The sequence below is a fragment of the Citricoccus sp. NR2 genome, assembly GCF_027594385.1.
Taxonomy (GTDB): Bacteria; Actinomycetota; Actinomycetes; order Actinomycetales; family Micrococcaceae; genus CmP2.
Genome location: NZ_CP115154.1, coordinates 1,701,892 through 1,726,752 on the forward strand (window position 1 = coordinate 1,701,892; position 24,861 = coordinate 1,726,752).

Consider the following 24,861-nt stretch of genomic DNA (forward strand, 5'->3'; position numbering starts at 1 on the left):
TGATGAGAGCCTCAACCGTTCTCCGCCCCTCAGCTCAGCCAGGACTGGACCAGGGCAAGCTGCCAGGAGCCGACCGCCCAAAGGATTCCGATCAGTGCAGCGGTGGCCAGCGCGCCGAGCAGACGCAGCCACCAGGTGAACCGTGCCGCGCACCACTGCCGGGCTGCCGGTACTGCCGTCGAACCCAACAGGGTCTCCGTCAGGAAGAGGCCGGTGTGGACGGTGGTGAAGTACTGGGTATGTTCCAGCAGGTTGGCGGCTCGACCGCTGGGCGGCTGGAAACGCAACACGTCCCCGGCGTTGCTGGAGCCGTAGCTGATCGGATCCAGCACGGACTTCACCTGCACATTCAGACAGTCCGCCCGCCGGCCGAGATCCGCCGGACGGCGCACGGTGCTGCCGATGAGGACGGTGAGGAGGACGAAGAACAACGCCGGGACCACCGCCGAAGCATGAGCGGCTGGAGCGAAGGCGACGGTCTGCAGCGATGCCGCGTCAACGACGGCGTCAACGACGGCGAAGATCTCGCGGGCCATCCACACGAAGAAGGCCGGGAACGCCGCATAGAACGCCCAGTACAGGACCCAGGCGACCGGATTGCTACCCAGGGTGCGCAGCATTCCCAGGGGCGCTTCGCCGGTGCCCACGGCGACGCAGGCCGCGGGCTCACGCTCCAGGCTGATGCGCCGGGCGATCTCTCCGCCCTGGGAGTGGCCGATCAGGCAGAGCGTTCCGCCCTGCTGCGACACCGATGCCGCACGCTCAACCAGGTGGGGGATCACCTCGGCCTCGAAGCGGTTGGACCGGTAGAGCCAGGCGTCTCCCAGGACCTCGACGAGGATGCGCCGCAGACGCTCACGGATCCGCGCCACCGGGATCGCCAGGAGTCCGGCCATCACACCGACCGGCACGATGATCAGCAGAGCCACCAAGCCGGCGATGAGCACCAAACAGCTCGACATCACCTGATCGATGCGATGCCATGCACGGGGGCGAACCCTGTCCTCGACGGCGCGGTCCTGGTACCAGGCCGCGGCGACGATCATGGGTGTCAGCGGCGCAATCCGCAACGCCCACCAGAAGACGTCGCGCAGTCGGGGAGAATCCACGAGATGGTGCCACGCCAGGTCATGGAATCTGACGACGACGTCGTGTTGGGCCAGCTGTAGGCGTGCTCGTACCGCGGCGCGCGGTTCCGTCCCCTCGACGTCGGCACCGGGCAGCTCCGTGTAGCGTCCGCCGGCCTCGTGCACGCCGCGCTGGACGCAGTCGGCGACAACACGGGCCGTGTGTCCTGGTTCGCTGCCCCGTACGCCGATGCCGTGCACGCAGAGGCAATCGATCACGGGTTGGCTCGGGGTAGATCGGTCGTCGGGTCCCATGGGGCCTCCCTGAGCTAGAGCTCGGCGCGGTCTCCTCATGATCTCGTCTCGATCTGCTGAGAGCCAGTCCCGGGAAACGCACTGCGCCCCGTGCCGCGCAGAAGCGGAACGGGGCGCAGAGCGGGCGACCGGCGGATGCCGGTCAGCAGTGGTGCGGTATCAGAGAACCTTGGAGAGGAAATCCTTCAGTCGGTCGGTCTGGGGATTCTCGAACAGGTCTTTCGGATTTCCCGACTCGGTCACCACGCCGTCAGCCATGAACACCACGCGGTCGGCAACCTCGCGGGCGAAGCCCATTTCGTGGGTCACCAGAATCATGGTCATGCCTTCCTTAGCCAGGTCGCGGATGACCTGGAGGACTTCGCCGACCATCTCCGGGTCCAGCGCGGAGGTGGCTTCGTCGAAGAGCATCACCTCGGGGTTCATCGCCAGCGCGCGGGCGATCGCCACGCGCTGCTTCTGACCACCCGAGAGCGAGGAGGGACGCGCATCAGCCTTGTCGGACAGCCCTACGCGGTCTAGCAGCTTCAGTGCGGCTTCACGGGCCTCCGAGCGGGACTTCTTCTTGACCTGCATCGGGGCGAGCATGATGTTCTCGGCGACCGTCATATTTGGGAACAGGTTGAAATGCTGGAACACCATGCCGACATGCTTGCGCACCTCATTGATGTTCACCTTCGGGTCGGAGAGGTTGTGTCCGCCGATCCAGACGTTGCCCGATGTTGCCTCCTCGAGGCGGTTGAGGCAACGCAGCACGGTGGACTTACCGGAACCCGACGGCCCGATAACGCAGACCACCTCTCCGGTCTTCACCTGAGCGTTGATGCCCTTCAGCACCTCATTGGAGCCAAAGGACTTGTGGAGGTCCTCGATGCGGATGATGTTGGATTCGTCGTCGAGGACGAGCGGCAGAGTGCCGGTGTGATCGTTCACGGGGGTGCTCACTTGTTCACCTTCTTATCGACGTAGTTGGCCAGCAAGGTCAGCAGGTAAATCGTGACGAAGTAGATCACACCGACGATGAGCAGCACCTCGGTGACGCGGAAGTTGGCTGCGTAGATCTGCTGAGCCTGGTAAAGGAGCTCGCCGAAGCCGATGGCCAGCAGCAGCGAGGAATCCTTGATCATAATCACGAGCTGGTTGATCAGCGACGGGGTCATCATCTTGAACGCCTGCGGCAGCACGACCTTCACCATGGACTGCCCGTAGGACATGGCCAGGGAGCGGGAAGCTTCCATCTGCCCGGGATCAACCGACTGGATGCCGCCGCGGACGATTTCTGCGATGTAGGCGGCGCCGTTGAGCGACAGGGTGAGCACACCGGCGACCCAGATGTTCACGGTGGTGCCCAACAGCAGCGGCAGACCGAAGTAGAAGAAGAACGCCCACACCAGGATCGGGGTGCCGCGGAAGACGGCGATGAACGTGGTGGCGATGCCGCGCAGGAAGATGTTGCGCGAGACCTTCAGGAAACCGAACCCCAGGCCGATGACCATGGCCAGCGCGAAGGAGATGGCGGTGACCAGCAAGGTGTTGCCCAGGCCGGACATCAGCGCCGGGAAGATCGAAGCCGCCAGTCCGAAGAACGTGGAGGTATCCGGTCCGGAGTCTTCGTTGCCGATGTAGGTATCGAGGATCTCGTCGTATTGGCCGGATTCCTGCACATTCTGCAGACCAGCGTTGAACATTTCCAACAGGTCGGCGTTCTGATCCTTGTTGACGGCAAAGCCGTATTCGCCAGCCGGCTCGGGCTCATCGATCATCTCGAGTCCGGAACCCTGCTGGATGCCATAGGCAATGATCGGCAGGTCATCCATCAGCGCATCGGCATTGCCGGTCTTCACGGTCTGAACCATGGTGGTGGTCTGGTCCAGGGAGGTGATGTTGAAGTCGATCTCTTCTTGCTTCTCCTTGGCGACTTCCTCGGAGAGCGAGCCGGTCTTCACCGCGATGGTCTTGCCTTCGAGGTCGTCCCAGCCGTTGATCTCCTCGTTGCCCTCGTCGCGGGCCAGGGTGATCTCGCCGGTGAAATAGGGGTCGGAGAAGTCGTAGATCTCCTGGCGCTCTTCGGTGATGCTCATGCCGGCGATGACGCCGTCGACCTGGTTGGCGGTCAGTGCCTGCAGGGCGGCGTTGAAGCCCAGAGACTGGAACTCGACCTGGAAGCCCTGATCCTCGGCAATGGCGCGCATCAGGTCCATATCGATGCCGACGAGTTCGCCGGAGGCGTCGCGGAATTCGAAGGGGGCGAAGGTGGTGTCCGTGCCGATGATGTAGGTTTCGCCGGTAGAACCGCCGGTGTCTTCGCCGGCGGCCTGAGCTGCGGGGATGCCGAATCCGAGCAGGGCCATCAGCATCAACACGGCGGTGACCACCAGCCCGCGGGGCCGGTTCCGTCTCATATTGTCTCCTGAGGTGTGAGTCACAGATGTACGCGTCTGACGATAGTTGATCCGCGTCGATTCTCCTAAGGTGTTGTTCAGCCAGAATTCAGCTCGGTGTTTTTTGTGCTGAAGGTCCACGACAGCACGCCGAGGCCGAAGAGTTTCAGAGATCAAGCGTTTGGCTCTAGAATCAGGATTGATGTCTAGATTGTTTGGTACCGATGGAGTTCGTGGAAAAGCGAACGAGACCCTGACCCCGGAGCTGTCACTGCAGCTGGCCCAGGCTGCTGCTGTGGTGCTCGGCCACGAGGTGTCCGATGGCCGCCGCCCTGTTGCGGTGGTGGCCCGTGACCCGCGTGTTTCCGGTGAGTTCATCAACTCCGCCGTACGTGCCGGCCTCGCCGCTTCCGGCGTCGACGTCTTCGATGCGGGCGTGCTGCCCACTCCGGCTGCCGCGTTCCTGGTGGGGGACATTGACGCCGATTTCGGTGTGATGATCTCCGCCTCGCACAACCCGGCACCCGACAACGGGATCAAGTTTCTGGCACGCGGTGGCGAGAAACTGACTGATGAGCAGGAAGACGCCATCCAGCGGCAGATGGAACTGCCGCCACACCGTCCTACCGGCGCAGAAGTGGGGCGTATCCAGCGTTTCGCGGATGCCGAAGATCGCTACGTGCTGCACCTGCTGCGCTCGCTGCCGAACCGCCTCGATGGCGTGAAGGTGGTGCTGGACTGCGCCCACGGTGCCGCAGCTGGCTGCTCACCGGAAGCCTTCGCGACCGCCGGTGCCGATGTGATGGTCATTGGTGCTGACCCGAACGGGCTGAACATCAACGATGGCTACGGCTCCACCCACCTAAGCAAGCTACAGGCCGCTGTCGTCGCCAATGGCGCGGATCTGGGCATCGCCCACGATGGCGACGCCGACCGTTGCCTGGCCGTGGATGCCGACGGCAACGTGATCGACGGCGACCAGATCATGGGCATCATGGCCGTGGCCCTGAAGGAATCCGGCGCCCTGCGCGATGACACGCTCGTGGTGACCGTGATGAGCAACCTCGGCTTGAAGCTGGCCATGCAGCGCGAAGGCGTCAACGTGGTGGAAACCAAAGTGGGTGACCGCTACGTGCTAGCCGGCATGAAGTACGGGGATTACTCCCTGGGCGGCGAACAGTCCGGTCACGTGATCTTCTCGGACTATGGCACGACCGGCGACGGTGTCCTGACGGGCCTGCACTTGGCCGCTCGCGTGGCCGCCACCGGACGTAGCCTGTCCGATCTGGCCAACGTGATGGAACGACTGCCCCAGGTGCTCGTCAATGTGAAGGGCGTGGACAAGAATCGCGCCGCCAGCGATCCTGCTGTTCAAGCGGCGGTTGCGGCTGTCGAGGCCCGCTTGGGCGAGACCGGTCGAGTGCTGCTGCGCCCCTCGGGCACCGAACCGGTGGTCCGGGTGATGGTGGAAGCGGCTGATCGGGAGTCGGCCGAACAAGAGGCCCAGGAACTGGCCGAGCTCGTCGGCCGCGAACTCGCACTGTGACCCGCTGATGTCCGGCGAACCTGGGCCCGACCATGCGGATCTAGTCGATGACGACGTCGAGACGCTCCGCGAGGACCTGCGGCAACGGCGCTGGCTGGTGTTCGTCAGCATCGTCATCGCCGCCACCGTGCTGACAGGCTTAGCCTGGTGGCTTGCGGGGGCACCCACCTGCGAGAACCCCGACAACAACTGGATGCCCTGCTGGTCCTCGCGCTAGATGACCCTAACGACGAAGGCGGTTCCCTCGAGGGGAACCGCCTTCGCTGTTCAATGGTGTGATGTGACGGTGACGCCGAGGCGCCTTCCGTGAAGTCAGGCCTGATGCGCTCCGCCACCGTCGGTGCGGTTCTGAGCGGCAGGGGAGACCAGCGCGTCGCGGATTTCGGTCAGCAGAGCGATGTTCTCGTCGACCTCTTCCTCGGGCTCGATGCCCAGACGCTTGTTGCGCATTTCGATCATCTTGTTCATGGGCATGACGATGATGAAGTAGACGGCAGCGGCGACCAGCAGGAAGTTGATCACCTGGGTGAGCAGCACGCCGAACTGGATTGCGTTGCCGTTGAGGTAGACGACGAAGAAGTTGTCGTAGTCCTGGGACCCGACCAGACCGGAGATGAACGGCATCAGCACCGCATCCACGAGCGCGTTCACGACCTGCGAGAACGCAGCGCCGATGATGACCGCAACCGCCAAATCAATGACGTTGCCCTTCATGATGAACTCTTTGAAGCCTTTAAGCATGGCAACAGTGTACGGGACGAAATCTGTCAACCGAAGACACATTTGTCGACGCCACGCCGGTGCCTGCTAATGTTTATCGGTTTGCTCAGCTCTTGCCAGAACTGATGAGTAACCCAGATGCGGGTATCCCGCGAAGTCAGTGCGGTATTGGAATCAGTAGCCCGGTGCGGCTGGCAAACCCCAGGCGGTCTCGAGCACACCGCCAGCGTCCATGATCTCTTGCGCGGCCTCGGTGCCCAGATAGCGCAGGTGCCAGGGCTCGTAGCTGTAGCCGGTAACCGATTCCGCGCCGTCCGGATACCGGATCACCCAGCCGTGCTCCGCGGCATGCTCGGCCACCCAGCGCCCCGCCGGCGTCGACTGGAAACAGGTCTCCAGCGTGCAGGCGCCGTCGGAGCCCACCACATCCATGGCCAGCCCGGTCTGGTGCTCGGAATATCCGGGGCGCGCGGAAATACGGTCGGCCGCGGCAGCGCCCTGTTGGTTGACCCAGTGCTGATAGGTGCCCACCTGATAGTCATAAGAGCGGTAAGCGCTCACCACGCTCAGCGACACGCCATCGGCCTGGGCAGCCGCGAAGAGCGCGGCGGCGGCGTCCGCGGCGGGCTGGCGCAGCTGCAGGCCGGATTTGGTGGTGGACACGCTCAGGCCGGTCAGATCCGTCGGCGCCCACTGCGGCGGGTTGAGTGGATTCTGCTTATTCACGACGACGGTCAGCGAGGACGGATCCTGCTGGCCGGACGCACCGCTGGCCGCTGCCTCGGGGGTACTCGCTGCCGAGGTGGCGGGGCTCGACGGGGATGCGGTCGCAGGCGTCGACGTCGTCGGGGGAGTCGCTGAGGTGTCCGTGCTGGGGGAGCCCGAGGGGGTCGCAGAGCGCACGGTCTCCTCCTCGGTCGCCGGGTTCTCGGAGGTGCAACCGGTGGCGAGTAGTGCGGTGATCATCATCAAGGTGAGCGCGGCGGAGTGGCGGGTCATCTCGGTTTCAGACCTTCCTCATCAGCACGCGGGTCACCGCGTGTTCCTGATTCTTGGTCAACACCAGTTTGGCGCGCCCGCGCGTGGGCAGCACGTTCTGCGCCAGGTTCGGCCCGTTGATGCGGTCCCAAATATCCGAGGCTGTCTCCACCGCCTCGGCATCCGAGAGCTTGGAATAGCGGTGGAAGTACGACTGCGGGTCGGCGAAGGCGCCGGAGCGCAGCCCCATAAACCGGCTGATGTACCAGTCCTTGACCATCGAGGTCTTCGCATCGACGTAGATCGAGTAGTCGAAGAAATCGGAGACGGAGAGTCCGGCGGTGCCATCGGCGCGTACTCGCGGGGGTGCGAGCACGTTGAGCCCCTCGACGATGAGCACGTCGGGGCGGCGTACCACCACTTCCTCATCCGGGACGATGTCATAGGTCAGGTGCGAGTATACGGGGGCGCGGACCTCGGGGGTGCCCGATTTCACATCGGCCACGAAGCGCAGCAGCCGACGCCGGTCGTAGGCTTCCGGGAAGCCCTTGCGATCCATCAGTCCGCGCCGTTCCAGCTCGGCGTTCGGGTAGAGGAAACCATCGGTGGTGACCAGCTCGACCCGCGGTGTGTTCGGCCAGCGGCGCAGCATTTCCTGCAACACGCGCGCCGTCGTCGACTTCCCGACCGCCACCGAGCCGGCCACACCGATCACATAGGGGGTGGGGTCGGTGTACTCGCGGAGGAACTCATTGGAGGCCCGGCGCAATTGCCGAGATGCGGCCACATGTATAGAGAGGAGCCGGGACAGTGGGAGGTACACCTCTTCCACTTCGGTGAGCGAGAGATGCTCGCCGATGCCGCGGAGCCGGTCGATGTCGTCCAGATCGAAGGGTTGCTCCAGCTCATGGGCCAGGCGCGCCCAGGTGGGGCGATCCAGTTCGGTGAAGGGCGAGTAATTCTGCTCAGACTCTGACGTGTGGGACGAGAGGGCAGAGGTGTCGCTGCTGTCGTGAGTGTGAATAGTCACACCTGCCATTATCCATGTCGATGAACGTGCTGTGTGTTTTATGAGGACGGCGCGTGAACGACGCGTAAGGTAAAGCCGTGACCACACCTTCAGCTGAGCATTCGGCCGCGAGTCGCCGCACCCGCGACGGCGTGCTGTGCGCCATCGGCGCCTACGGGATGTGGGGCGTACTGCCCTTACTGTTCGCGGTGTTCACCGCGTTCCACGCCGTCGATGTGCTGGCCTGGCGCATCGTGTGTGCCCTGGTGATGTGTGTGCTGATGCTGGCTGTAACCCGTGGCTGGAAGCGCTTGGCCGCGGTGGCACGACGGCGGCGCGAGCACAGCATGCTGGCGCTGGCCGGGTTCTTGATCGCAGTGAACTGGTACCTCTACATCGTGGCCTCGACGACCGGGCACGTGCTGGAGGCCTCGCTGGGGTACTTCATCAACCCACTGGCCACGATTGTGCTTGGCGTGCTGGTGCTGCGGGAGAAGCTGCGACCATTGCAGTGGGTGGCCGTGGGAGTATCCGTGGTGGCGGTGGCCGTGCTGACCTGGGACTACGGTGCCCTGCCCTGGATCTCCCTGGCGCTAGCGGGATCGTTTGCGCTCTACGGTCTGGTGAAGAACCGGCTGGGTTCCTCGGTGGATCCGCTCACCGGCATGACCGTGGAGACCACCTGGCTGACCCTGCCCGCCGTCGCGTGGCTGTGCGTGGGCGGGTTGATCCCGGGGGTCGGCGCGCTGGGTGCCGGACTGGTAGGGGAGATCAGCACCTGGCAGTTGGTCGCACTGTTGGCCACCGGTGTGGCGACGGTGACCCCGCTGATGCTCTTCGCCGGGGCGTCTTCCCGGCTGCGGCTCTCCAGTGTGGGCATGTTCCAATACATCGCCCCGATCCTGCAATTCGTGGTGGGCTACGTTGTTCTCGGAGAGCAGATGAGCGCGGGGCGCTGGTGGGGCTTCGGATTGGTCTGGGTGGCGGTGGTCTTGCTGCTGGCCGATGTCCTGCGGGTACGACGCCGAAACCCGATACCTCCGTCGTCATCCTCGTGACGCGTACCGTACCTGAACACGAGCAGCCTCAAGTAACGCTATCCTGGTGAGCATGTGTGGAATCGTTGGATACGTTGGAAATCCTGCCCTCGATCGTGATCACTCGGCGATCGACGTCCTGATGGCGGGCCTGCGCCGCCTGGAATACCGCGGATATGACTCCGCAGGTGTCGCCGTGGTGGCCGAAGACGGCGTGGAGTCGCGCAAGAAAGCAGGCAAACTCGTCAACCTGAGCGAGGAGCTGGACGCGAACCCGCTGGGCGCCTCGACGATCGGGATTGGCCACACCCGCTGGGCCACCCACGGTGGACCCACCGATCAGAACGCCCACCCGCACCTGGCCGACCATGACCAGCTGTCGGTGATCCACAACGGCATCATCGAGAACTTCGCGGTGCTCAAGCAGGAGCTCGCCGCCGACGGCGTGACCTTCCGTTCGGAGACCGACACCGAAGTAGCCGCCGCGCTGCTCGGCAAGATCTACCGGGGCGAGGCAGAGGGTGACCTGACCCGCGCCATGCAACTGACTAGCCAGCGCCTCGAGGGTGCCTTCACCCTGCTCGCGGTGCACGCCGATGACCCGAACCGCGTGGTGGCCTCGCGTCGCAACTCCCCGCTGGTGGTCGGCCTGGGCGAGAACGAGAACTTCCTGGGCTCCGACGTCGCTGCGTTCATCGACTACACGAAGAACGCCATCGAGCTGGAACAGGACCAGGTGGTGACTATCACCGCCGACGGCGTGGAGATCACCGATTTCTACGGCAACCCTGCCCAAGGCAAGCCTTACACCGTGGACTGGGATGCTTCCGCTGCCGAGAAGGGCGGCTACGACACCTTCATGGAGAAGGAAATCAACGAGCAGCCCTCCGCCGTGGCAGACACCTTGCTGGGTCGCACCGACGCCGCCGGCCGCCTGGTGCTGGACGAACTGCGCATCTCTGAGGACGAACTGCGCGGAGTGAACAAGATCATCGTGCTCGCGGCTGGCACGTCTGCGTATGCGGGCACCGTGGCCAAGTACGCCATCGAGCACTGGTGCCGGATTCCGGTGGAAGTCGAGCTCTCCCACGAGTTCCGCTACCGCGACCCGATCATCGACCCGAACACCCTGGTGGTGTCCATCTCCCAGTCCGGCGAGACCATGGATACCCTGATGGCGGTGCGTTACGCCCGCGAACAGGGCGCACGCACCATCGCCATCTGCAACACCAATGGATCCACCATTCCGCGCGAATCCGACGCCGTGCTGTACACACATGCCGGCCCGGAGATCGCGGTGGCTTCGACGAAAGCGTTCCTGGCGCAGATCACCGCCGCCTACCTGCTGGGCCTCTACCTGGCTCAGCTGCAGCGCAAGCTGTTCACCCAGCAGATCCGCGACATCCTGGGCGCGCTGAGCGAGATCCCCGCGAAGATTCAGCAGGTGCTGGAGACGTCCGACGACGTCAAGGAACTGGCCCGCAACATGAAGGACACCACCTCGGTGCTGTTCCTGGGCCGCAACATCGGCTACCCGGTGGCCCTCGAAGGGGCGCTGAAACTGAAGGAGCTGGCGTACATTCACGCCGAGGGCTTCGCCGCCGGCGAGCTCAAGCACGGTCCGATTGCGCTGATCGACGAGGGCCAGCCGGTGTTCGTCGTCGTGCCCTCACCGATGGACCGCCACTCGCTGCACGCTAAGGTCGTCTCCAACATCCAGGAGGTGCGCGCCCGCGGCGCCAAGACCGTGGTGGTGGCCGAGGCTGGCGATGAAGCGGTGCGCGACTACGCCGAGCAGGTCTTCTACGTTCCAGAGACGCTGCCGATGCTGATGCCGCTGCTGACCACCGTGCCGCTGCAGATCTTCGCCCTGGAACTGGCCTCGGCCAAGGGATACGACGTCGATCAGCCGCGCAACCTGGCGAAGTCTGTCACGGTCGAGTGAGCGTCGAGCCGTCGGTGCTCAGCGCCGGGCTGCCCTACCCACTGGGCGCCACTCCCGATAGCCAGGGCACCAACTTTGCCCTGGCTGTCGGCGAACATGCCGAGCTGGTTGAGCTGTGCCTGCTCGAGTCCGACGAAGCCGAACCAGCAGGATTCCGGGAGACTCGAATCCCACTCACCGAGCACTCCGGCAGCACCTGGCACGTTCATGTGGCCGGGGTGGGCGCCGGAGCCCGATACGGGTACCGCGTGCACGGTCCCTGGGAACCAGCGGCGGGGCTGCGGTTCAATGCTGCCCAGATGCTGTTGGACCCCTACGCCAAGGCACTGTCCGGGGAGATCGCCTGGGGCCAGCCCATGTTCGCCTACACCTTCGGCTCCCCGGCCGAACGCAACGACGAGGACTCGCTGGCAGCCGGCATGGTCTGCGTCGTCGTCGATGATGATTTTGACTGGGGCGAGGCCGAAGACCAGCGCCCGCGCACTCCGTTCACCGAAACGGTGATTTACGAGGCCCACGTGAAGGGCATGACCGCGTTACACCCGGAGGTTCCGGAAACCCAGCGCGGCACGTACGCCGGGCTGGCGCACCCGGTGATGATCGAGCACTTCCGGCGTCTCGGAGTCACCGCCATTGAGCTGATGCCGGTGCACCAGTTCACCAACGACTCCCACCTGCAGGAGAAGGGGCTGTCGAACTACTGGGGGTACAACACGCTGGGCTATTTCGCTCCGCAGAATACCTACGCTTCCGGCGGGGATGCCGGCGAGCAGGTCACCGAGTTCAAGCAGATGGTTGCGGACCTGCATGCCGCCGGTTTCGAGGTGATTCTCGACGTCGTCTACAACCACACCGCCGAGGGTAACCACTTGGGTCCCACCCTGAGCTTCCGCGGCCTGGACAACCTGAACTACTACCACCTAGTGCCCGATGACGAAGCCCACTACATGGACTACACCGGCACCGGGAACTCGCTGGATCTCTCGCATCCGATGGTGCTGCAACTGGTGATGGACTCGCTGCGGTACTGGGTGCAGGTGATGCACGTGGACGGTTTCCGGTTCGACCTGGCCACCACGCTCACCCGCTCCGAGGACGGCGCCGGGCCCGATATGTACTCCTCATTCTTCGACGTCGTGCGCCAAGATCCCGTGTTGCGCACCGTCAAGCTGATCGCCGAGCCCTGGGATGTGGGTCCGGGCGGCTACCAGGTAGGGAATTTCCCGGGGCTGTGGAGCGAATGGAACGGTAAGTATCGTGATTCTGTGCGTGATTTCTGGCGCGGGGAGCCCGGCACGCTGGCCGAGTTCGCCACCCGCATCACCGGATCGGCCGATCTCTACCAGGACGACAATCGCACCCCGCGCGCTTCGGTCAACTTCGTCACCGTCCACGACGGCTTCACCCTGCGCGACCTGGTGTCCTACAACGAGAAGCACAACAGTGCCAATGGGGAAGACAATAACGACGGCGAAACCCACAACCGCTCCTGGAACTGCGGGGAAGAGGGGCCCAGCGAAGACCCGGAGATCCTGCGGTTGCGGGCTGCGCAACAGCGGAATTTCTTGACCACCCTGCTGCTCAGCCAGGGGGTGCCCCTGCTCTCCCACGGCGATGAACTCGGGCGCAGCCAGCGCGGCAACAACAACGTGTACTGCCAGGACAACGAACTCTCCTGGATCGACTGGTCCAGCGTGGATGAGGAGCTGGTGGACTTTACCGCCGCGCTGATCAGCCTGCGTCATGAGCACCCGGTGTTTCGGCGTCGCCGCTTCTTTGACGGCCGCCCGGCCGCGCGGGAGGACACCGACCGGTTGCCCGATATTGTTTGGCTGGAGCCGGATGCGACGGCGAAGGACGAATCCGACTGGGATTCCTACCATGCGCTGTCGATCGCGTTCTTCTTGAACTCCCAGCACCTGCCGGCGTCCGGCCGCCACGGTGCCGAAACCCCGGAGTACGGGTTCTACATCCTGTTCAACGCCTACTGGGAGACCGTGGACTACACTCTGCCCGGCACCCCGTTCCCGGACCAGTGGGAGGTCGTCGTCGATACCGCGTCCGCGTTGGACCAGCAGACCTTCACCGCGGGCCAGACGGTGACCGTGCCCGGTCGCGGTGCGGTGGTCATGCGGTCGTCACAGCCCATCCCCGTGTCCGAGAAGAGCGGATAGGATAGAGCCCATGATTATCGGTATTGGGATCGACCTGGTGCAGGTTTCGCGTTTCGAAAACCAGCTGACGAAGGCTCCGGCCTTGCGTGAGCGGCTCTTCACGCCCGCCGAACGCGAGCTCAACATCCGATCTCTCGCCGCCCGTTTTGCCGCCAAGGAAGCGGTGGCCAAGGCTCTCTCGGCGCCGGCGGGCATGAACTGGCAGCACTGCCAGATCACTGTGGACGCCGCCGGGGCACCCCATGTGGTGCTCACCGGCACCGTGGCCGATATTGCCGCCGCCAAGGGCGTACGCCGCTGGCACCTCTCGCTCAGTCACGACGGCGACTGGGCCACCGCCATGGTGGTCGGCGAAGACTGACCGTGCGCTGGGCGTACACTGCGGAGCAGATCCGGGCTGCCGAACAGCCCTTGCTCGCTGCGGGTGAGCCGCTCATGCGCCGTGCGGCCTACGGGCTCGCTCAGCACATTCTGCGCCTGCTACGTGCCCGTCATTCCCGGGTGTCTGGGGCTACGGTTGCCGCGCTCGTAGGCAAGGGGAATAACGGCGGGGACGCACTGTGGGCCCTGGCCTTCCTGCGACGCCGCGGTGTCCATGCCGTGGCGATTCCCGTGGGCGCGGACCACGGGGCCGATATCACTGCCGCAGATCTCCACGCCGAGGGCCGGGACGCCCTGTTGCAAGCAGGCGGGAGCATGGCGACTCACGTCCCCGAGGACACCGCCGTCGTGGTGGACGCGATTTTTGGCACCGGGTTTCGGGGCTCGGCCGATGTGCCGACAATGCTACGGGACGCTGGGGTGACCGTGCCCGAACATGCCGTGGTGGTCGCCTGTGATGTGCCGTCGGGGCTGAACGCGAGCACCGGCGAGATTCCCGGGGTAGTGTTGCCCGCCGATCTGACGGTGACCTTCGGTGGGCTCAAGACCGGCCTGCTGCTCGGTGAGGGGCCTCGCGTTGCCGGGCGGGTGGAGCTGATCGACGTGGGACTGGAACCCCTTCTTGGAGAAACCCCTACCGACCAGATGGTAGGTGTTTTCGAGAAAGATACCTCAGCTCCGGTGGGAGCGGTGTTTGCGCCGCCGGTGTGGGACGCACACAAATACTCCCGCGGGGTGATCGCCATCAGTGCCGGCTCGCCCCAGTATCCGGGGGCCGCGGTGCTGACGGTCGCCGCCGCAGTGGCCACCGGGGTCGGCATGGTGCGCTGGGTCGGCGTTACTGGCGATGATGGCGATGACGACTCTGACATGGTGTCTGCCGGTGTGGTGGCAGCGCACCCGGAAGTGGTCGCCGGACACGAGGCGGACGGACGCGCCGATGCCTGGGTGCTCGGCCCCGGCTGGGGCACCGGTGAGAACGTGCACGCCCGATATCGGCAGGTGCTGGACCTGGCGGGACAGCGCGGCACCCCGGTGGTGTTGGATGCCTCGGCGCTGGAGCTCATCAACCATGACGACGTCGCGCGGTTTGCCGAAATTCGGCGTGCCGGGGGAGCCGTGGTGCTCACCCCGCACGCTGGGGAACTGGGCCGCCTCGAAGAACGGCTGCTCACCGAACCCGGTGCCGATGACAGCCACGGCCGCGTTGACGCTGTCGAACTGTGGCGCGCCCGGCGAATGGCGGCACATGTGGGTGCCCACGTGCTGTTGAAAGGCCCCACCACGGTGATCGCCGCACCCGACGGTCAAGCACGCCTTGATACCACCGGGGGCCCGGAGCTGGCCACCGCGGGCTCGGGAGATACCCTCGCCGGGCTGGTTGGCTCCGCCCTGGGCCGGACCCTGACGAAGGCCGGGGGCGGGACGCTGGACACGCTGGATAAGATCGCCGCGGCGGTGCGATTGCACGCCCTGGCCGGGCGACGCGCACAACAACACGGACCCTTCGGTGCCTCTGCGCTAGCACCGGCGGTGCGTGAGGTGCTGGCAGAAGTGGGAGAATGACTGCGATATGAGTGCTGAAACTTCCTCCTCGTCGTCCCCGACGTCCGCATCCCACGGCCCGGCCGAGCGCGCCGCCGTCATCGATCACGCCGCCCTGGCCCACAACGTGAACACGGTGCGCTCCTGGGCGCAGCCCGCACAGGTGATGGCGGTGGTCAAAGCGGATGCCTACGGGCACGGGATGATCGAATGTGCCCGCACGGCGGTGGCCGCCGGCGCGACCTGGCTGGGCGTGGCCCACGTGTCCGAAGCGCTGCAGCTGCGCGAGGCCGGGCTGACCACCCCCACCCTGGCTTGGCTGCACACCACCGGCACCCCCTTCGGCCGCGCCGTCGAAGAGGGTATTGATCTGGGTGTCTCTGGATGGGAACTCGACGCCATCGCCGAGGCCGCGCGGCGCCTGGAGCGTCCGGCACGGGTGCACCTGAAGATCGACACCGGGCTGGGTCGCAACGGCTGCCCGCCGGAGGACTGGGACGCCCTGTGCGCCCGCGCCGCCGAACTGCAGCGCCCCGGACTGATCCGCGTCGTCGGAGTTTTTTCGCATCTGGCGGTGGCCGATGAGCCCGAGCGTGAACACGAAGTTGATGCCGCGCTGAATCGTTTCCACGACGCCGTCGCCTTGGCCCGCTCGCACGGCCTGGACCCGGATCTGCGGCACCTGGCCAACACTCCGGCCACGCTGGCCCGGCCCGACACCCACCTGGACATGGTGCGCTTCGGGGTGGGCATGTACGGGCTGAGCCCCTTCGCCGGGGAGGGCCCCGAGACCTTCAACCTGCGCCCGGTGATGTCGTTGACCACCACGCTGGCCGCCAACAAGCTCGTGCCCGCCAACCAGGGGGTCTCCTACGGGTACCGTTACCGCACCGGTGCCGCCACCCGGCTCGGGCTGGTGCCGTTGGGTTATGCCGACGGTGTGCCGCGCACCGCCGATGAGGCTCCCGTGTGGATCGACGGTCGTACCTATCGGGTGTCCGGGCGGATCGCCATGGACCAGTTCATGGTGGACCTGCACACCGAAGAGCAGGAGATCCAGGTCGGCGCGCCCGTCGAGCTCTTCGGCCCGCGCTCCGGGATTCTGGCCAGCGATTGGGCGGATGCCGCCGGCACCATCAATTACGAGATCGTCACCCGCGTCGGGGCGCGAGTGCCCCGGATTCACGTGAACCGCGAGGCCGCCCGCCGCGGCGCGGAGGAGAAGAAATGACGGCGGAACTCACCGGCGAACACCGGATTGAGCTGGTCGATCTGGACGCCACCGCCCGTTTCGCACGTACCCTGGCGGGCCAGCTGCGCGGCGGGGACGTGCTGATCCTCACCGGTGAGCTCGGCGCCGGCAAAACCACGTTCACCCAGTCGCTGGGGGCCGCACTCGGCATCACCGATCCCATCACCTCACCCACCTTCGTTATCGCCCGGCACCACCGCAACGCTAGCGTCGATTCGGATGGCGCACCCCGTCCGGACCTGGTCCACGTGGACGCCTACCGGCTGGAGTCCGCCGACGCTCTGACCAGCCTCGACCTGGAGTCCACGCTGGCCGACTCCGTCACGGTGATCGAATGGGGCCGCGACCTCGCCGAGCACCTGGCCGGAGACGCCGGCTGGCTCGACCTCGAGCTGCATCGCGCCCCCGGCAGCGCTGAACCCACGGGCCCCACCGTCGAAGGGGAATGGGTCACGGATTTCGAAGACGACGTCGAAGAACCGCGCACCGGTGTGCTGCGAACGTTTGGTGCCCGCTTCACCGGGCTCAACCTCGTAGACTGATCCCCATGCCTAGCACCGCAATACCCGAGGACCGGGACCCCTTGATCCTTGCCGTGGATTCCTCCGCCACCGCCTCCGCTGCCCTGATCCACCAGGGCACCGTGCTCGCTGCCGCTGAGACTGAATCCACTCACCACCACGCCGAAGTGCTCACCCCCTTGGTGAACCGGGTACTTGCCGAGGCCGGCGTAGCATCGGGCCCCGACCAACGGCTCACCCACCTCGCGGTCGGCGTCGGCCCGGGACCCTTCACCGGGTTGCGCGCCGGCATCGTCACCGCACAGAGCCTGGGCTTCGTCTGGGACACCCCGGTGCTCGGCGTCATGAGTCTCGACGCCCTGGCTTACCGCGCGGCCGAGGATGCCTGGCGGCGCGGGGCCGAAGAATTCATCGTGGCGACCGACGCCCGCCGTCGTGAAGTGTACTGGGCGCACTACTCCACCGTGGGCGGGCAGTTCCAACGCCTGCACGGGCCCTTCGTCACCGCGCCGGGCGACGTCACCGAGCTACCCGTGTACGGGGCGGGCGCCGGGCTCTACCCCGAACAGCTGCACGTCGTCGAGGGGTTCGACCACACCGTTCCGCACGCCGGCGACCTCGGCCTGGTGGCCGAGCTGGGCCTACGCCGCGGCCGCGGACTGGTAGCACCCGAACCGCAGTACCTGCGCGAATCCGACGCCACCATCCCCACACACCTGGCCCGGCGGGACGGCTGAATCGGCGCCGGACATGACTGATCTCCCCGACACCCACACCGCTGACGGCCCCGAGCTCCCCGAGGGCTTCCGGTTGCGCCGTCTGCACACCGACGACGTCGACACCCTGCTGGTTCTGGAACGCACCCTGTTCCCGGAAGACGCCTGGCCGGAGCAGTTTTTTCTCGAGGAGCTGGAGCAGGCCGGACCGGCGGAGCAGGGCGGCACCCGCGAGTACCGGGTGCTGGAACGCCGCGCTCCGACCGAAACCAACAATCCTGCGCACGATCAGCAGTGGAGCATCGTCGGCTACGCCGGACTGATGAGTGTGCCCCCGCTGGCCGATGTACAAACCATCGGGGTGCACCCGGACTTCGAGGGGCTCGGACTCGGCTCGGCCCTGCTGCGTTGGATGGTGGCGGAGGCCGGGCGGCGCGGTGCCGAAGACCTGCTGCTGGAGGTGCGTGCCGACAACCACCGGGCCCAACGCCTCTACGCTCGCCATGGATTCGATCATATTCACACCCGCAGCGGCTACTATCCGCAGGGCATGGACGCGAAGATCATGCGCCGTCACCTGCATACCGGGCCATGCCGGTGGGACTGAGAGGACAACGATGAACCAGAGACACACCCCCGTCGTGCTCGGAATCGAGACCTCCTGCGACGAGACCGGGGTCGGCGTGGTGGCCGGCACCCGGTTGCTCGCCCACCAGGTGGCCTCGTCCATGGAACAACACGTGGCCTTCGGCGGGGTGATTCCGGAAATCGCGGCCCGCGCGCACGTCACCGAATTCATCCCCACCGTGCGCGCCGCCCTGGATGAGGCCGGGCTGAGTCTCGACGACGTCGACGCGCTCGCGGTCACCGCTGGGCCCGGGCTGGCGGGCGCCCTGATGGTCGGGGTGTCCGGAGCCAAGGCGCTCGCCTCCGCTGCTGGGAAACCGCTGTATGGCATCAACCATCTGGTCGCCCACGTCGGGGTCGGGTTCCTGGATGAAGCCCTCACCGCAGCCGGGCCCAAAGAGGGCAAGCAGAGTCCCGCCGAAGCCGAGCGCGCAGGCACCCTCGGCGCGCTGCTGGTGTCCGGCGGTCACACCGAGGTCCTGAAAGTGCGCTCGCTGACCCACGACGTCGAACTGCTGGGATCCACCATCGACGATGCTGCTGGAGAAGCCTACGACAAGGTGGCTCGGCTGATCGGCGCCGGTTATCCGGGCGGACCCGTCATCGACCGCCTCGCCCGGGAAGGCGACCCGAAGGCGTTCCGGTTCCCGCGCGGTCTCAGCGCCCCGAAATTCGTGGGCACCGCGGAAGAGCCCGGCCCGCGCCGACACGACTGGTCTTTCTCCGGGTTGAAAACCGCCGTGGCCCGCGCCACCGAACAGTTCACCTCCCGCGGGGCGGACGTGCCGGTGGCCGACGTGGCCGCCTCGTTCCAAGAGGCGGTGGCCGATGTCATCACAGCCAAAGCGGTGCGCGCCTGCCAGGAACACGGCATCACCCACCTGTTGTTGGGCGGGGGAGTGGCCGCGAATTCCCGGCTGCGCGAACTACTCGGGGCCCGCTGCGCCTCGGCCGGGATCACCCTCACAGTGCCGCCGCCGTCGCTGTGCACCGATAACGGTGCGATGGTCGCGGCCCTGGGCGCCCAACTCGTCGCCGCCGGGGTGGCCCCCTCGGACCCGTCGTTCTCCGCGGATCCCTCGCAGCCCGTCACGCTCGTCAGCGTCTGAACCGAGGCTGCGGGGCTAGTTGTTCCACTCCAGCACGGAGGTGTGGGTGCGGCGCGAGGCATCCCGCACCACCTCGACCAACGCCGGATCCGCCGCAACCTGGCCGCCAGACACCGGAACACTCCCGGCGCGCGCCGCCACCTGGCGCTGATGCGCAGCCGTGCCGCCCTGCTCGATGATCCGACGCACCCACCCCAGCTCCTCGACGCAGCCCAGCTGCTCGGCCACCGGGGTCAGTCGCTCAATCTCGGCGTCCAGATGCTCAGTCACCAAGAGCTCGTCACCGTCACCGTTGACAATGATGATGGCGTCAAGCCCATACCGGGCAGCCCGCCACTTGTTCTCCTGGACGTACCAGGGCGCCATGATCTCCACCGGCGCGCCGTTCTCGGTGGCGTCATGCACCAGGCATTGGGTCAGCGCGGCCACCGCCCCGATCTCCTCCAGCGTGGACATCCCGTCGCACACCCGCATCTCCACCGTGCCCAACCGGGGAACCGCGCGCAGGTCCCAGCGGCACTCCGAGACGTCGTCGATCACTCCGGTCTGCGTCAGATCCGCTACGCACTGCTCAAACCCGGACCACTGCTCGAACTGGAACGGCAGTCCCGAGGTCGGCAACTGCTGGAACATCAGGGTGCGCTGCGACTGGTATCCGGTATCCACGCCCTCCCAAAATGGGCTCGACGCCGAGAGTGCCAGCAGGTGCGGGGAGTAATTGACCAACTGGTTGACCGCGGCCATCGCCCGGTCCCGCTGCGCCACCCCGACGTGCACGTGCACCCCGTAGATCACCATCTGCCGGCCCCACCACTGGGTGCGGTCCAGCATTTTCCCGTAGCGGTCAGCCGGAGAGACCGGCTCGTGCAGGGCCTCGGCGAACGGGTGAGAACCCTGGCTGTAGAGATGTGCCCCGTGGCGCTGCGCCACCGAAATCACTCGCTGCGCCGTCGACGCCAGCTGGTCCAGTCCCTCGCTGACGGTGGAACACACCCCGGTCACCAACTCCACCGTGTTCATCAGATATTCGCCGGTGACATGCCCGACGACGATGCGGTCGGCCTCCGGGGTTGAATTCAGTTCGGCGATCACCTGCTCCGCCACCGGCCGCAGTGCACCGGTGTCGGGATCCACGAGCGCCAGCTCCCATTCCAGGCCCAGCGTGGAGGCGGGCGATGAGGCGAAGGTCAGGGACATGGTCGCTCCTGGGGTGCGGGGTGCTCTCGGATTCTTCAGGTCATCCTACTGGCCTCACACACCGGGCAAGCACACGTCATCTTCGGGACCCCAAGTGTGTGGTGTTGAACACATTTTGACTGTGGTCGCGGGGAGATTCCGCAGTCCGAGGTGCGTGTCATGCTGAGATCAACCTCGATTAATAGGCGGTTCATCCCTAGACTATTTCGTGTTAGGTTTACCTTGGCTTACACGGCCTGGTCGTCATGGCTGGTTTTAGACCGCGCGAACACTGAAGAAATCTGACGTTCATACCGAACACACTTGGGAGATACATGATGAAGAAGATGAGTCGCACTCGGCTCGGAGTGATGGCATTCGTCACCGCCGCCGCACTCGGCCTGACCGCCTGCGGCGGCGACGCTTCCGGCGATGGCGCCGGTGACGCCGAAGCGACCACCACCGAGAACGCAGCCGCCGAAGGTGGCGAAGCCGCCAGCGACGTGACCGATATGTCCGGCAACACCGTCGAGCTTCCTGCCGACCCGCAGTCGATCGTGGCCACCGACAACCGCATCTTCGGCACCCTAGCCGACTGGGGTGTCGAGCTGACCGCAGCTCCCGTGGACCTGATGCCCGAGAACGACCAACTGGCTGCTTACCACGAGAACTCCGACATCGTGAACCTCGGCAACCACCGCGAGCCCGACATGGAGGGTGTCGTGGCGGTGGAGCCCGACCTGATTCTCAACGGTCAGCGCTTCACCCAGTACGCCGAAGATCTCCAGGAACTGGCACCGGATGCGGCCTTCGTGGACACCAACATCGACATCGAAGCCAACCCGCTCGACGAGCAGTTGCGCGAACTCACCACGCTGTTGGGCGAGGTCTTCGGCCAGCGGGACTCCGCCGAGCAGCTCATCGCCGACTTCGATGAATCCATCGAGCGCGCTCAGGCTGCCTACAACGAGGAGTGGACCGTGGCCGGTCTGATCACTACCGGCGGCGACATCAACTACTCCGCACCAAGCACCGGCCGCGCTGTTGGCCCCGTGTTTGACGTACTGGACCTGACCCCGGCGCTGGAGCAGGATGGCTCGACCAACCACCAGGGCGATGATATTTCCGTGGAAGCTATCGCTGACGCCAACCCCGAATGGCTGATCGTGCTGGACCGCGACGCCGGCACCGGTGACGCCCAGGCCAACTCCGCTGAGGAACTGCTCGAAGAGTCTGAGGCCCTGCAGAACGTTCCGGCCATCCAGGAAGGCAATATCGTCTACCTGAACCCGGACTTCTACACCGCTGAGGACATCCAGCACTACACCGAGCTGTTCAATGATCTGGCGGACGCCTTCGAGGCGGCCAGCTGATCGCTGAGCTGAGCTAATAACCCACGCGGTTGGTCCACCGGCCGGAAGCGGGAAACGGCTTCCGGTCGGTGATTGCGTGCCGGGGGAGACACACCATGAGGGGCATGAGATGAGTACGACCATTGACGACGAGGCCGCAGTCGAGCGCGCTTCCGTCCCGCTAGGGGCGGAGAAGGATCCGCCGAGTGAGCTGGCAGAGCGAAAGTCCCTGTGGTCGCAGGCGTGGCCCCTGCTGATCGGTGTGGTGATCACCGGCGGGCTCGTGTACCTCTCGTTGCACATCGGCGTTTTTGATATTGCTGGCCACGAAGATGGTCAGGAGATGTTCTTCATCACCCGCGTTCCCCGGACCATCGCCCTGGTCTTGGCCGGTGCGGCCATGGCCATGTGCGGGCTGGTGATGCAGCTGATGACGCAGAACCGGTTCGTGGAGCCCTCGACCACGGGCACCACCGAGTGGGCCGGACTGGGACTATTGCTCACGATGATCCTGCTGCCGAACCCTTCAATTTTCGTGCGGATGGTCGGCGCCATCATCTTCGCCTTCATCGGCACCGTGGTCTTCTTCCTCTTCTTGCGCCGGGTGACCCTGAAATCCTCACTGATCGTCCCGCTGATTGGCATCATGCTTGGTGCGGTGATCGGATCCGTCTCCACCTTCCTGGCGCTCCAGACCGACATGCTCCAGCAGCTGGGCATCTGGTTCGCCGGCTCCTTCACCGGGGTGGTGCGCGGCCGGTACGAACTGTTGTGGATCGTCGCGATCGTCACCGTGCTCGTGTTCATCATCGCCGACCGGTTCACCGTGGCCGGGCTCGGCAAAGAGGTCGCCACCAACGTCGGGCTGAACTACAATGCGGTCATCTTCACCGGCGTGTCCATGGTCGCCATCGTCTCCGGCGTCGTGACCGTGGTGATTGGCGCTCTGCCCTTCCTCGGGCTCATCGTGCCGAACATCGTCTCGCTGTTCCGCGGCGACAACCTGCGCTCCAATCTGCCCTGGGTCTGTCTGGTGGGCATCTGCATCGTCACCCTCTGCGACATCATCGGTCGCACCATCATCATGCCCTTCGAGATTCCGGTTTCATTGATCCTGGGGGTGCTGGGCGCCACCGTCTTCGTGATCCTGCTCGTCAGGAGGCGTCGTCATGTCTGATGTTCTGAAGCCTGCGGAGTCCACCTTCGAACTGGACTCCTTGCGCGGCGCTGGCGAGGCGACCTCCACATCGGCCCGACGGACCGGCGCCTTCATGGATGCCAGGCACCGCCGCCGGTACATCCTGATCATGACCGGCCTGAGCATTGCCGCAGTGGCGATCACCTTCGGTTTCCTCGCTTACGACAATCCGATGGACTTCGGTACGCCGGGCTTCTGGAAGATTGCCGAGATGCGGGCCACCAACCTCATCGTGATGATCATCGTGATCGCGTGTCAGTCCTTCGCCACCGTGTCCTTCCAGACGGCCACCTCCAACCGGATCATCACCCCGTCGATTATGGGTTTTGAGTCCCTGTACCTGGCCGTGAATACCGCGGTCATCTTCTTCTTCGGTGCAGGCGGGGTCACCATGGTGCTGGGCGTGGGCGCCTACCTCGGACAGATTCTGCTGATGATCGGCTTTGCCGCCGCACTGTATGGTTGGCTACTTTCGGGCCGGTTCAGCAATATCCACATTATGTTGCTCGTCGGCGTGGTGATCGGCGGCGGTCTGGGATCGATGTCTACCTTCATGCAACGCATGCTCGACCCCAACGAGTTCGACGTGCTCTCGGCCCGGATGTTTGGCAATATCTCCAACGCCTCCAGCGAATACTTGCCCTACGCCATCCCGATGGTCGTGGTGTGCTGTGTCATCCTGTGGCTGCGGGCACGGAAAATGAACGTCATCGCCCTGGGCCGCGACACCGCCAACAACCTGGGGCTGAACCACCGTCGCGAAGTGATGATCACCCTCCTGCTCGTTTCCATCCTCATGTCTGTGACGACCTCGCTGGTGGGTCCGATGACCTTCCTCGGCTTCCTCATCGCCACCCTGGCGTATACATTCACGGACTCCTACGACCACCGGCTCATCCTGCCCATGGCGTTCCTGCTGGGATACGTCATCTTGGCCGGGGCTTACTTCATTCTTCGCAACTTCTTCTACGCTCAGGGAGCGGTCACCATCATCATCGAACTCATCGGTGGTCTGGTCTTCTTGATCGTGGTGATGAGAAAGGGACGACTGTGATCACTCTCGAGAATGTCTCGCGGCGCTACAGCGACTCCGTCACGATCGGACCCGTCGACGTCGAGATTCCGGCGGGCGGAATCACCGCGCTGGTGGGACCCAACGGTGCCGGAAAATCCACGATCCTCACGATGATCGGCCGCCTCCAGGAGGTCGACACCGGCACTATCCAGGTGGCCGGTCTCGATGTCACTAAGGCTCGCAGCAAGGACGTGGCTCAGACGCTGGCGATCCTGCGTCAGGAGAACCACTTCGTCACCCGCCTCACTGTGCGCCAGCTGGTGGGCTTCGGCCGTTACCCGTACTCCAAGGGCCGCCTGACGCCGGAATGTGAGCGTCAGATCGATCTTGCCTTGGGGTTCCTGGAGCTCACTGATCTGCAGGATCGTTTCCTCGACCAGCTCTCCGGTGGGCAGCGCCAGCGGGCCTACGTCGCCATGGTGCTGGCTCAGGACACCGACTACATCCTGCTCGACGAACCCCTGAACAACCTCGACATGAAGCACTCCGTGCGCATGATGAAGCAGTTGCGACGCGCCGCCGATGAGTTGGGGCGCACCGTGGTCGTGGTGCTGCACGACATCAACTTCGCGGGTCGATATGCGGACCGCATCCTGGCGATGAAGAACGGTCAGGCGGTGCATTTCGGCACGCCCGAAGAGATCATGCGCGACGATGTGCTCAGCGGCATCTTCGAGACTGACGTCTCGGTGCGCGACGACGCCGGTCTCCCGCTGGCGGTCTACTTCTAGGACGGA

Annotated in this window: 23 protein-coding genes; 16 read left to right on the plus strand and 7 right to left on the minus strand. The window is 65.2% G+C overall.

The window, feature by feature from the left end:
• Nucleotides 1–29 precede the first annotated feature (29 nt).
• The 3 genes from O1A05_RS08075 to O1A05_RS08085 form a co-directional block, all read right to left on the minus strand.
• Nucleotides 30–1,382, minus strand: coding sequence for a hypothetical protein (locus O1A05_RS08075; RefSeq protein ID WP_270104724.1), 1,353 nt, complete (start codon nucleotides 1,380–1,382; stop codon nucleotides 30–32).
• 159 nt (nucleotides 1,383–1,541) lie between these two features.
• Nucleotides 1,542–2,294, minus strand: coding sequence for an amino acid ABC transporter ATP-binding protein (locus tag O1A05_RS08080; protein WP_270107533.1), 753 nt, complete (start codon nucleotides 2,292–2,294; stop codon nucleotides 1,542–1,544).
• Nucleotides 2,295–2,323: 29 nt separating this feature from the next.
• Complete coding sequence (locus O1A05_RS08085) at nucleotides 2,324–3,784, minus strand: ABC transporter substrate-binding protein/permease (protein WP_270104725.1); 1,461 nt, start codon at nucleotides 3,782–3,784, stop codon at nucleotides 2,324–2,326.
• A 181-nt stretch (nucleotides 3,785–3,965) separates the two neighbouring features.
• On the opposite strand from O1A05_RS08085, the gene glmM reads away from it, so the two are divergent.
• Both glmM and O1A05_RS08095 read left to right on the plus strand, forming a co-directional pair.
• Complete coding sequence (glmM, locus tag O1A05_RS08090) at nucleotides 3,966–5,309, plus strand: phosphoglucosamine mutase (RefSeq protein WP_270104727.1); 1,344 nt, start codon at nucleotides 3,966–3,968, stop codon at nucleotides 5,307–5,309.
• A 7-nt stretch (nucleotides 5,310–5,316) separates the two neighbouring features.
• Nucleotides 5,317–5,526: a hypothetical protein gene (locus O1A05_RS08095; RefSeq protein WP_270104728.1), complete on the plus strand. Its 210-nt coding sequence runs from the start codon at nucleotides 5,317–5,319 to the stop codon at nucleotides 5,524–5,526.
• A 95-nt stretch (nucleotides 5,527–5,621) separates the two neighbouring features.
• Here O1A05_RS08095 and mscL read toward each other — a convergent pair whose 3' ends face one another.
• The 3 genes from mscL to coaA all read right to left on the minus strand — a co-directional run bounded on the left by mscL (nucleotide 5,622) and on the right by coaA (nucleotide 7,947).
• Nucleotides 5,622–6,050 carry a large conductance mechanosensitive channel protein MscL gene (gene mscL / locus O1A05_RS08100; RefSeq protein ID WP_270104729.1) on the minus strand — a complete coding sequence of 143 codons (429 nt, stop codon included), beginning with the start codon at nucleotides 6,048–6,050 and terminating at the stop codon, nucleotides 5,622–5,624.
• A gap of 153 nt (nucleotides 6,051–6,203) precedes the next feature.
• Entirely contained in the window at nucleotides 6,204–7,028 is an 825-nt protein-coding gene (locus tag O1A05_RS08105; protein WP_270104730.1) for a M15 family metallopeptidase, read from the minus strand.
• Nucleotides 7,029–7,035: 7 nt separating this feature from the next.
• The gene (gene coaA, locus O1A05_RS08110) at nucleotides 7,036–7,947 is read right to left on the minus strand and encodes a type I pantothenate kinase (protein WP_270107534.1); all 912 of its coding nucleotides are present in this window, start codon (nucleotides 7,945–7,947) and stop codon (nucleotides 7,036–7,038) included.
• 167 nt (nucleotides 7,948–8,114) lie between these two features.
• On the opposite strand from coaA, the gene rarD reads away from it, so the two are divergent.
• The 10 genes from rarD to tsaD are packed head-to-tail and all read left to right on the plus strand — an operon-like array spanning nucleotide 8,115 to nucleotide 19,323.
• Entirely contained in the window at nucleotides 8,115–9,074 is a 960-nt protein-coding gene (gene rarD / locus O1A05_RS08115) for an EamA family transporter RarD (protein WP_270104731.1), read from the plus strand.
• A gap of 52 nt (nucleotides 9,075–9,126) precedes the next feature.
• On the plus strand, nucleotides 9,127–10,998 hold the full coding sequence (gene glmS / locus O1A05_RS08120) for a glutamine--fructose-6-phosphate transaminase (isomerizing) (protein WP_270104732.1): 1,872 nt from the start codon (nucleotides 9,127–9,129) through the stop codon (nucleotides 10,996–10,998).
• Entirely contained in the window at nucleotides 10,995–13,172 is a 2,178-nt protein-coding gene (gene glgX, locus O1A05_RS08125) for a glycogen debranching protein GlgX (protein ID WP_270104733.1), read from the plus strand. The genes glmS and glgX overlap by 4 nt, the downstream gene beginning before the upstream one ends.
• 10 nt (nucleotides 13,173–13,182) lie before the next feature.
• Nucleotides 13,183–13,533: a holo-ACP synthase gene (locus tag O1A05_RS08130; RefSeq protein WP_270104734.1), complete on the plus strand. Its 351-nt coding sequence runs from the start codon at nucleotides 13,183–13,185 to the stop codon at nucleotides 13,531–13,533.
• A 2-nt stretch (nucleotides 13,534–13,535) separates the two neighbouring features.
• On the plus strand, nucleotides 13,536–15,119 hold the full coding sequence (locus O1A05_RS08135; RefSeq protein ID WP_270104735.1) for a bifunctional ADP-dependent NAD(P)H-hydrate dehydratase/NAD(P)H-hydrate epimerase: 1,584 nt from the start codon (nucleotides 13,536–13,538) through the stop codon (nucleotides 15,117–15,119).
• Between the two features lie 7 nt (nucleotides 15,120–15,126).
• Nucleotides 15,127–16,329, plus strand: coding sequence for an alanine racemase (alr, locus tag O1A05_RS08140; RefSeq protein WP_270104736.1), 1,203 nt, complete (start codon nucleotides 15,127–15,129; stop codon nucleotides 16,327–16,329).
• On the plus strand, nucleotides 16,326–16,892 hold the full coding sequence (tsaE, locus tag O1A05_RS08145) for a tRNA (adenosine(37)-N6)-threonylcarbamoyltransferase complex ATPase subunit type 1 TsaE (RefSeq protein WP_270104738.1): 567 nt from the start codon (nucleotides 16,326–16,328) through the stop codon (nucleotides 16,890–16,892). Before alr ends, tsaE begins: the two co-directional genes overlap by 4 nt.
• A gap of 5 nt (nucleotides 16,893–16,897) precedes the next feature.
• Nucleotides 16,898–17,608, plus strand: coding sequence for a tRNA (adenosine(37)-N6)-threonylcarbamoyltransferase complex dimerization subunit type 1 TsaB (gene tsaB / locus O1A05_RS08150; RefSeq protein WP_270104739.1), 711 nt, complete (start codon nucleotides 16,898–16,900; stop codon nucleotides 17,606–17,608).
• 13 nt (nucleotides 17,609–17,621) lie between these two features.
• Nucleotides 17,622–18,194 carry a GNAT family N-acetyltransferase gene (locus tag O1A05_RS08155; RefSeq protein ID WP_270104740.1) on the plus strand — a complete coding sequence of 191 codons (573 nt, stop codon included), beginning with the start codon at nucleotides 17,622–17,624 and terminating at the stop codon, nucleotides 18,192–18,194.
• A gap of 10 nt (nucleotides 18,195–18,204) precedes the next feature.
• Nucleotides 18,205–19,323 (plus strand): tRNA (adenosine(37)-N6)-threonylcarbamoyltransferase complex transferase subunit TsaD, encoded by a 1,119-nt coding sequence (gene tsaD, locus O1A05_RS08160; protein ID WP_270104741.1) that lies wholly within the window; start codon nucleotides 18,205–18,207, stop codon nucleotides 19,321–19,323.
• Nucleotides 19,324–19,338: 15 nt separating this feature from the next.
• On the opposite strand, the gene O1A05_RS08165 is transcribed toward tsaD, so the two are convergent.
• The gene (locus tag O1A05_RS08165) at nucleotides 19,339–20,520 is read right to left on the minus strand and encodes a glutamate--cysteine ligase (RefSeq protein WP_270104742.1); all 1,182 of its coding nucleotides are present in this window, start codon (nucleotides 20,518–20,520) and stop codon (nucleotides 19,339–19,341) included.
• 326 nt (nucleotides 20,521–20,846) lie between these two features.
• Between O1A05_RS08165 and O1A05_RS08170 the strand changes: the two genes are divergently transcribed.
• The 4 genes from O1A05_RS08170 (at nucleotide 20,847) to O1A05_RS08185 (ending at nucleotide 24,855) form a co-directional block, all read left to right on the plus strand.
• On the plus strand, nucleotides 20,847–21,872 hold the full coding sequence (locus O1A05_RS08170; RefSeq protein ID WP_333481974.1) for a siderophore ABC transporter substrate-binding protein: 1,026 nt from the start codon (nucleotides 20,847–20,849) through the stop codon (nucleotides 21,870–21,872).
• A 109-nt stretch (nucleotides 21,873–21,981) separates the two neighbouring features.
• On the plus strand, nucleotides 21,982–23,028 hold the full coding sequence (locus O1A05_RS08175) for an ABC transporter permease (protein WP_270104743.1): 1,047 nt from the start codon (nucleotides 21,982–21,984) through the stop codon (nucleotides 23,026–23,028).
• Nucleotides 23,021–24,103 (plus strand): iron chelate uptake ABC transporter family permease subunit, encoded by a 1,083-nt coding sequence (locus O1A05_RS08180; RefSeq protein ID WP_270104744.1) that lies wholly within the window; start codon nucleotides 23,021–23,023, stop codon nucleotides 24,101–24,103. Before O1A05_RS08175 ends, O1A05_RS08180 begins: the two co-directional genes overlap by 8 nt.
• Entirely contained in the window at nucleotides 24,100–24,855 is a 756-nt protein-coding gene (locus O1A05_RS08185) for an iron ABC transporter ATP-binding protein (protein WP_270104745.1), read from the plus strand. Before O1A05_RS08180 ends, O1A05_RS08185 begins: the two co-directional genes overlap by 4 nt.
• Nucleotides 24,856–24,861 lie beyond the last annotated feature (6 nt).